General features: G+C 39.4%; 5 protein-coding genes, 8 tRNA genes and 1 rRNA gene. 1 reads left to right on the plus strand and 13 read right to left on the minus strand.

Annotated features, from left to right (window positions below; genetic code table 11):
* Positions 1 to 97 precede the first annotated feature (97 nt).
* On the plus strand, positions 98 to 1,759 hold the full coding sequence (locus tag DWX73_RS12710) for a DUF4091 domain-containing protein (protein WP_118349082.1): 1,662 nt from the start codon (positions 98 to 100) through the stop codon (positions 1,757 to 1,759).
* Between the two features lie 78 nt (positions 1,760 to 1,837).
* Here the strand turns inward: DWX73_RS12710 and DWX73_RS12715 are convergent, their stop codons facing one another.
* The 13 genes from DWX73_RS12715 to DWX73_RS12785 form a co-directional block, all read right to left on the minus strand.
* On the minus strand, positions 1,838 to 2,092 hold the full coding sequence (locus tag DWX73_RS12715) for a hypothetical protein (RefSeq protein WP_118349083.1): 255 nt from the start codon (positions 2,090 to 2,092) through the stop codon (positions 1,838 to 1,840).
* A complete protein-coding gene (locus DWX73_RS12720; protein ID WP_118349084.1) occupies positions 2,085 to 2,684 on the minus strand; it encodes a hypothetical protein in 600 nt (199 codons plus the stop codon). Before DWX73_RS12720 ends, DWX73_RS12715 begins: the two co-directional genes overlap by 8 nt.
* A gap of 348 nt (positions 2,685 to 3,032) precedes the next feature.
* On the minus strand, positions 3,033 to 3,206 hold the full coding sequence (locus tag DWX73_RS12735; RefSeq protein ID WP_242996903.1) for a hypothetical protein: 174 nt from the start codon (positions 3,204 to 3,206) through the stop codon (positions 3,033 to 3,035).
* A gap of 30 nt (positions 3,207 to 3,236) precedes the next feature.
* Entirely contained in the window at positions 3,237 to 4,067 is an 831-nt protein-coding gene (locus DWX73_RS12740; RefSeq protein ID WP_118349085.1) for an acyltransferase domain-containing protein, read from the minus strand.
* A gap of 109 nt (positions 4,068 to 4,176) precedes the next feature.
* Positions 4,177 to 4,249, minus strand: a tRNA-Thr gene (locus tag DWX73_RS12745).
* A gap of 68 nt (positions 4,250 to 4,317) precedes the next feature.
* Positions 4,318 to 4,390 (minus strand) — tRNA-Lys (locus DWX73_RS12750).
* Positions 4,391 to 4,393: 3 nt separating this feature from the next.
* Positions 4,394 to 4,466 (minus strand) — tRNA-Phe (locus DWX73_RS12755).
* Positions 4,467 to 4,492: 26 nt separating this feature from the next.
* Positions 4,493 to 4,566, minus strand: a tRNA-Met gene (locus DWX73_RS12760).
* Positions 4,567 to 4,577: 11 nt separating this feature from the next.
* Positions 4,578 to 4,659 (minus strand) — tRNA-Tyr (locus DWX73_RS12765).
* Positions 4,660 to 4,663: 4 nt separating this feature from the next.
* Positions 4,664 to 4,736, minus strand: a tRNA-Thr gene (locus DWX73_RS12770).
* Positions 4,737 to 4,801: 65 nt separating this feature from the next.
* Positions 4,802 to 4,873: transfer RNA gene (locus DWX73_RS12775), tRNA-Glu, on the minus strand.
* 28 nt (positions 4,874 to 4,901) lie between these two features.
* Positions 4,902 to 4,974: transfer RNA gene (locus tag DWX73_RS12780), tRNA-Asn, on the minus strand.
* 178 nt (positions 4,975 to 5,152) lie between these two features.
* Positions 5,153 to 5,252 (minus strand): 23S ribosomal RNA (locus tag DWX73_RS12785); the annotation flags it as partial.

Below are 5,252 nucleotides of genomic sequence, written 5' to 3' on the forward strand. Positions count from 1 at the left end.
ATTTATTTTCTCTATAAATATATATGTTTTTTTCTATCGCTCTTTCCACCCATATCGAGTATAATAGACTTATCATAAAAAAGTGAGGTATCATATCATGAGAAAATTAGAAGCACCTACTTTTGAACTTAAATTATTAAGTTCCCTTGTGAAAGTATTTGCAGATGAAGAACCAAAATACCAGACAGAATGTCTTGTAATGACTTCTTTAAAGAACGAGACGATTTCTTTCCAGGCAGCTATTAAAAATGTCGGATTTATGAAACAAAATCTAACATTAAAGGTCATTTCCCCGATTGAAAACATGATTCATGCAAGAAGTGTTGAATACGTTCCGGTCGGACGCTCTGACTGCGGAATCCTTGATGACAATTATCTGAAGACAGGTTCCGGAATGTATCCGGATCTTCTCCGCGAATTAAAAGATAATACAGTTGTTGCATATCCAAACAAATGGCGCAGCGTCTGGTTCGATGTGATTGTTTCTGAAGATGCCGCTTCCGGAACATATCCGATCGAACTTCAGTTTATCAATAGCGAAAATGAAGTCGTATGCAGCGCTTCTACAAAAGTAACAATCATTGACGCCGTTCTTCCGGAACAGGATCTGATCCATACAGAATGGTTCCACGCTGACTGTCTTGCTGACTACTATCATGTAGATGCATTTTCTGAAGAACACTGGCAGATCATTGAGAACTTCCTTGCGGAATACGTTTCCCGCGGATGCAACATGCTCCTGACACCAATGTTCACACCGCCTCTTGATATCGCAGTTGGAGGAGAACGTACAACAGTTCAGCTTGTTCAGATCACAGTAGAGAACGGCGAATATCATTTCAACTTTGATCGTCTGAAACGCTGGGTTGACCTCGGCCAGAAATACGGCATCAAATATTTTGAAATGTCTCATCTGTTCTCACAGTGGGGCGCAAACTACGCACCAAGAATCGTTGCCACAGTAGACGGCAAAGAAGAAAATATCTTCGGATGGCATACACCTGCAGTCGGCGAATACACGAATTTCCTTCATGTATATCTCCCGGCATTAAAAGAGAAATTAGTAGAGTGGGGCATTGCAGATATTACATACTTCCATATTTCCGATGAACCTGGCGCACACTTTGAGACATTCAAAGCTGCCAAAGACTCTCTCGGAGATCTGCTTGAAGGCTATCATACATTTGATGCATTATCCACTTATGATTTCTATGAAAATGGACTTGTTGACCGTCCGATTCCTGGAAATAACGAAATCGAACCATTCATCGAACACAATGTACCTCACCTGTGGACTTACTACTGCGTTGGACAGTTCTATGAAGTAAGTAACCGCTTCATGTCCATGCCATCAGCAAGAAACCGTATCTACGGCGCACAGTTATTCAAATTTGATATCGAAGGAATCCTTCACTGGGGCTATAATTTCTACAACACACAGTTCTCCAAAGAACATATCAATCCGTACGAAATTACAGATGCAGGCTATGCATTCCCATCAGGAGACTCCTTCCTCGTATATCCGGGCGCTGACAGACATCCGGAAGAATCCATCCGTATGATGGTTCACGATGAAGCATTAAATGACGTAAGAGCATTCAAGCTTCTTGCATCTCTGACAAGCAAAGAACATGTCGTAGAATTAATGGAAGAAGATCTTGCCGATCCTCTGACATTTAAAGTATATCCAAAATCAGACATGTATCTCATCTCACTGAGAAATAAAGTCAATCGTGAGATTGCAAAATACAGCAAATAAATTCTTTTCAGAACTATAAAACCAGGCAGTCAGCACATATCAAATGTGCAGCCTGAAAACTGCCCTGACTGGTTATTACTATTCATCTTCTTTTTTCTCTTCCGGCGGAAGTACAAATCCTACTACATATGCAATACCAAGTACTGCTGCATAAAGGATAACGCTCTCAACCGGAATATAATTAAATATATCGTCTAAAAAGATTCCATCATTGCCATGAATAAATCGATAACAATAGTGCGCCATAAAAATATTCATTGCAAGAATAAGCAAATCTAAACTGGCAATAATAGCCGCTGCAATCCGATATTTTCCTTTATCATTTTTATTCATTCTCTATCTCCACTGTCCAGATTAGTCCGTTATCATTCCTTCTGAAATCAAATACCGTCTCTTCTGCTGTGCCATCCACAAGAACGGTTGCCTTAACTCTTTCTGATTTTTCTGTCTTCTCCACAACCTCTAATTCTCGCAGTTCAATGTTCTGATTCCTGCTCAAATAGTAATATAAAACGCCGTTGTTCCGAGATGATTCAAGACCTTTCTCATCATAATATTCTCCAATATAACCTTTCCACTTTTCAAATGCTTCTTCTGCTGCCTGATTCGCCGCTTCCTTCTGCTCTTCTGTCACTTCTTCCTCTGTAAGACCAATCGGATACGTCATCGTTTCCTCATTATATAATTCCTCATTTGGACAAACTGTCATAAGTTCAAGCGTTTTCTTGGCTCCCTCGCTGATTTCAAAATCTTCTGTCTCGGAATTCTCAGGCTCTTTCTTTGTGTCATCTGCCTCTTGTGTAGCTGAACCATTGCCGCCCTTCGGCGCTTCATTTTGCTTCTTTGAACCGCATCCACTAAATACAAAAGCAGTCATTATAATACATACTAAAAATAAACATTGAATTTTCTTTCTTTTCTTCATATTAAACACCTCTTTTCAGATAATTAGTGGTTATGTTCAGTATAGATAAGTTTATAAATTTATTCAATAGAATCTTTCTTACATTTACTTAACAATTATTACATTCAAAAAAAAGCATTTCGCATTGATCATCTACTGCAATTTCTTTTGAAAAGGATGAATACGTTTTCACATTTGAGAAACCAATGTCCTTCAAATATTGTTCCATTTCTCCAAACTTATAAAGATGTATCTGGAAGTCCATTTCTTCCCTCGCTAATAAGTTGCTGCTAATACAAAGTCTGCACTCGGATCGGCATTCTTACTCTTTTCCAAGTTTTTCATACTTTTGCAAAATGTATTATACCATTAATATATTTGCTTTCCATATTTTTTAATATCCTCTAATAAAAATTCATTATGAATACTTTCATAATCAAAAATATCTATTTTGCGAAGTGTATCTATTTCTTCCAGATCCTTCTCCAACTTCAACGTGTCTTTACATCCATACACAACGAAATCAATATCTATCAGAGTCATTTACTTATTTGTTTTTGTATAAATAAAGTTTTATCGCTCTTTATATTGAAATACTCCAACTCCCATTCCGATATCTTCCGGGTGTTCCATGAGCCAGCCTTTAAATGATCTCTGCAAACTCGTTGTCTCTGGATAAGATTGTCTATCTTCTAATATATCGCCAAAGATCCGTTCCTCTGCCTGACGGAAAGGATATACAATATCATACACTTCAAAACGATTTTGAAAATCAATGATATTACTTTCTTCTCCAAGGAAATATTTCAGTACCGGAGATAGCAGCCAGGATTCACAGACATATACATTTTCTCCTGTAAATCCTCGATCTTTAAAAAATACTTCTGCTTTTTCAAATGCTTCCTGGCATGCATCTTTTGATAACTTACCATCTTCGGGGATATGTACATTCAATACCTTCATCCCTTGTGGATAAATATTGTTATCTGTTTTGATTTCTTTTTCCAGTCCAATCGGTTCAAACTGAAGTCTTCCAAGCCGGAATAATTTCCCGCGAAGTGAGAGACTGATCCAACCGGCTTCCCGAAGTCCCGGACAGCCATTTTTCTTTTCATAAGCATTCGCCCAGATTGCAATGTCTCTCATATTTAACATATACACTTCTTCAGAAATGCCTTCCTCACAAAACCATTTCCATGCCTCTGACGCAAAATGAACATACAGATACAGTACCGTCTGTTCAAAATTCTCTGTTTCTTTTCCTTTTTCGAAAAATGCCTTCAAGTCTGTATCAAATAATTCTTTCCATTCCTGATATACTTTCTCCGGCATTTGAAAATTATTTACAAATTGTACTGCACATTCACTTAATCCAATCTTCTCCATTAATCTATCAATTTCCATGATAAGCCCTCTCTTCCCTAATTTATCTCATCATATAATTTTTCTATGGAATCTGTCAATTCCAAAACAATACAAAAAAAGAACCTCGAAACTGAGATTCTTTTCGTAAAGCCGATGATCGGACTCGAACCGATAACCTGCTGATTACAAATCAGCTGCTCTGCCAATTGAGCCACATCGGCATATCATAATAACTAATTATCATATTTAGATATTAAAAAAGAGGGCCAACTAAGACTCTCTTTTTTAATGAAGCATCGGGGATTCGAACCCCGGACAACTTGATTAAAAGTCAAGTGCTCTACCGACTGAGCTAATGCTCCATATGCCCAGAGCCGGAATCGAACCAGCGACACAAGGATTTTCAGTCCTTTGCTCTACCGACTGAGCTATCTGGGCGTAACTTATTAAAATAATAAGTTGAGTTGCGGGAGCAGGATTTGAACCTACGACCTTCGGGTTATGAGCCCGACGAGCTACCAGACTGCTCCATCCCGCGATAATTTTTAATGGATGGTGGTGGATTCGAACCACCGAAAGCGTTGCTAACAGATTTACAGTCTGCCCCCTTTGGCCACTCGGGAAACCATCCATAAAGCCGATGATCGGACTCGAACCGATAACCTGCTGATTACAAATCAGCTGCTCTGCCAATTGAGCCACATCGGCATGACTATGTTATAATAACACATCACACACAATTTTGCAAGTGTTTTTTTACACTTTCGTGTAAATGACTCCTACGGGAATCGAACCCGTGTTACCGCCGTGAAAGGGCGATGTCTTAACCGCTTGACCAAGGAGCCTCATCTTTCTGGGGCTTTCCGCCCTTAACTCCCCCTGTTGGACTCGAACCAACGACAACTCGGTTAACAGCCGAGTGCTCTACCGACTGAGCTAAGGAGGAATATTAGATGGTATGTTCGCTCAACTAAACTCGCTTACGCTCATTAAGGTTCGCGAACCACCTCGCACTAAGCTCATGCTTCCTTACCAGTCGCATTCACTAAGTTGCTTTCGGTGTACCTTCAAAACCACATACAAGAAATCTCATCCTTCGTTCACTTTCCTATCCTTTACCTCACTTGGTTATGCCCTCGACCGATTAGTAACAGTCAGCTACATGTGTTACCACACTTCCACCTCTGTCCTATCTACCTCGTCGTCTTCAAGGGGTCTTACAAC

This window comes from Coprococcus sp. AF21-14LB (assembly GCF_003458885.1).
In the GTDB taxonomy this organism is placed as follows: domain Bacteria; phylum Bacillota; class Clostridia; order Lachnospirales; family Lachnospiraceae; genus UBA9414.